This window comes from Streptomyces milbemycinicus, from assembly GCF_002154605.1.
Taxonomy (GTDB): domain Bacteria; phylum Actinomycetota; class Actinomycetes; order Streptomycetales; family Streptomycetaceae; genus Streptomyces; species Streptomyces milbemycinicus.
The window spans coordinates 1-2,898 of record NZ_MUNE01000183.1; the positions used below are offsets into that span (position 1 = coordinate 1).

1 protein-coding gene is annotated in these 2,898 nt (G+C 69.9%); it reads left to right on the forward strand.

Annotation, left to right across the window (positions count from 1 at the left end):
• The coding region (locus CCN51_RS54960; protein ID WP_158104676.1) for a hypothetical protein at positions 1-2,898 on the forward strand (2,898 nt) is incomplete at both ends.

The following is a 2,898-nucleotide window of genomic DNA, read 5'->3' on the forward strand; positions in this document are numbered from 1 at the left end:
GGTGGTGGCGGACGCGCTGGAGCCGTTCGCGGAGTCGTCGTCGGTGGCGCACGCGGTGCTGGACGGGGCGGTGCGGGATGAGTACGGGGCCCTCGGCCCCGAGATCGAGTACCGGTATCCGCTCGATATCGGTCTCCTCCCTGATGACGTTCTGCGGAGGCTCGGCATCCGCATTCCGGAGCCCCCGGACGAGCCCGATTTCATGAAGGTGGTGCTGGCGCAAGGCCCTGGGGTCAAGATCGTCGTCGACAAATTCTTCCAATGGCGCCACCCCAACTCCCCGATGCCTTTTGATAATGCGTCCCAAGCGCCCCCAGGGAGCGAACGGGTCGTTATCTACATCCCGGAGGTCGTCGTTGATCCGGCGGCCTTGGTTCCGGGTGAGCGGTGGCAGTCGCTGGAGGAGGCGAGGGCCCGGCGGAGGCTGGTGCGTGACCGGCTGGCGCGCACGGGCGTGGCCGGGCGGGGCGGGCGGCCGATACCGCTGAGGGAGCTTCTGGGTGATCTGCCGGGGTGGGAGATCACCGAGGTCGGCCAGGTGACCACGGTCTTTCCCCTCGCCGTGGGCCACAACGGCCGCTCCTACGGGCAGTTCTCCCTGGGTACCGCCGCGGTGGGCCGCACGATGCTCTGGCACCACTCCATCGATCGGATGTGGCCCAGGGAACTGCGGCATCTTGCCTGGGCGGGGCGGGACTTCGGGCGGCGGGTCGCCGGGGAGCTGGCGAGCAGGATCACTGGCCGTGGTGAGGTGCCGGTGGAGCTGGTCGCGTTCTTGTCGGCCATTCCGGATGTGGACGAGGCCTGGGGGTACGCGTGGCGGGCGTTCACCCACGTCGCCGCCAGGCCGCTCAACGTCACGTACCCGCAACTGCTCAAGAACTGGCTGACGGTGGCGTCGCGGCACGCGTTCGACAGTGACAGGCGGGCTCTGCGGCCTGGCACGAGGGGCTTCCTTGATGAGCGTCATGACGGGCTCAGCGCGATCACCCACGACATGCTGAAGGTCGAAATGGAGCGCCATTTCCGGCTCTTCAAGCCGGGCGGGGGGGCTGTTCCGGAGGGGTTCTTCGACGTCGAGGTCCGCGATCCCGAAGTCGGTGACGTTCCGTCCGCGCGTGAGCATCTGACTGCCGCGTTGACGGGGCTTACGTCCCAGGGGAGGCGGATCGGCACGTACGAGTCGGTCGGCATGGACGAGTTCCGGGCCCTGGACACCAGCGGCGGCCGGCTGCTGGTCGCGCTGATGGTGGACGAGTTTCGGGCGTACGGGTTCGACCACCGGTGGGTGACCGAGGAGCAGATCGAGCAGGTCGAGGCCGAGTTGGCGGAACTCGGCAGGGCGATGTACGAGCGGGCGGTGGCGGCCTCGGTTCCGCTGTCTCCCGACGTGCTGAGCCGGTCGGTGGAGCGGATTCTGGGCGACCCGGTGGTCCGGGGATTCGCCCCGTTCCTGACCTTGCTCGACGAGGGCATCCCGCGGGCGGACGGCCCGAATCTGCGCATTCTGGGCGAGCTGGACGGGATGACCGCGGCCGACGCGCTGGGCCGTCATGCCCTGGGGCATGTCCGGTTGTCCGCGGACAGTCCGGCGTATCGGCTGGCGGCCGCGACGGTGGAGAAGGTGTCCGGGCTTCTGGCGGCCGGGGCCGTGCCTGCTGGTGAGCGTGCGCGTGTCGAGGAGGCGGTCCAGGGCGCGCGGGAGGCGTTGAGGGTCCTGCGTGAGGGGCCGGCACCGGCCGTGATCGAGTGGCCGGCGGAGATCGAGGCGCTGGATGGTACCGGGGTTCCGGTGGATCAGGTGTCGCAGGTGCAGCACCGGAATGCGTCGGATGTGCAGGTGGGGGTGTCGCTGCGGGGGGGTGGAGCAGGCGGATCGTGGCTGCGTCGGCAGGGGTCCTACGGTCTGCTGCCGGAGGTGGATCACTTTACGGAGGTGCGGTGGGATCTGGAGGAGGGCAACGGATACCGGGCATCGGCGGTGGTGGCGGAGGGTCCGCGGAAGGAGGCGCCGTTCCGCAAGGTGTTCCTGGTCGGTGTGGACGGGGACGGGACCGTGGCACGGTTGCCGGTCCAGGGTGGGTCGATTGTGTCGTTCGTCTACGAACGGGTGGTGGACTATCTCTTCGCGCGTGTGCCGGCGTTGACGGCGGCGTCGTGGGATACGGCTGTGTGGTGGGTGGGTGCGGATGTGGCGGGTCCGTATGCGCGTGGTCGTGATCCGCTTCAGTGGCCGGTGGCGGGTCAGGTGCTGTCCAACCGCTTTGACCGGTGGTTGTGGACCTCTGCTCTGGGTGGGGAGCCCGGGTTCGCCACGCGTAGGGAGGCGGACGGGCAGGGTGGGCAGAAGCAGGTCACGTGGCTTCGGCTGGAGGAGGGTGACTCGCTGGCGGGGTTCCGTCCGGAGCCGTCGTCGGTTCGGCTGGCTGTATGGGCTGAGCGGGTGGCGGGTGATCGGAGGCGGGCTGGGGATGTGCAGCGGTGGTGGCGGGCGGTCCGGCTGGTGTACGGGCCGTTGTTGGAGGATGACGAGGCGGCGTTCGAGGCTCTGTTGCGTGGTTTCCACGCGTTGGATCAGTGGCGGGCGGGCCGGGGGGATGCTTCCCCGCTGACCTGGAGTGGTCTGCTGGATGTGGTCAACCCGTACGTGGAGGCGGTCAACGCGTACGTCTCCGAGACCGGGCGGGCCCCGCTGGTGTGGTGGCAGGTGCTGCCGTTCACTCTGGTGTCGGCCGCGGGTGAGGTCGGGGTGGAGCTGGAGCTGTCCCGCCTCGATCTGACGCCGCGGTATGTCGCTGAGCGGGCGTGGGAGCAGGCCCCGGAGTCCTCGGTGGCGGGCCGGGCGGGTGCCGCCCTGGAGGCGGCCGAGGGCTCCGGCGGGGCCGCGGCCCCGGGGGT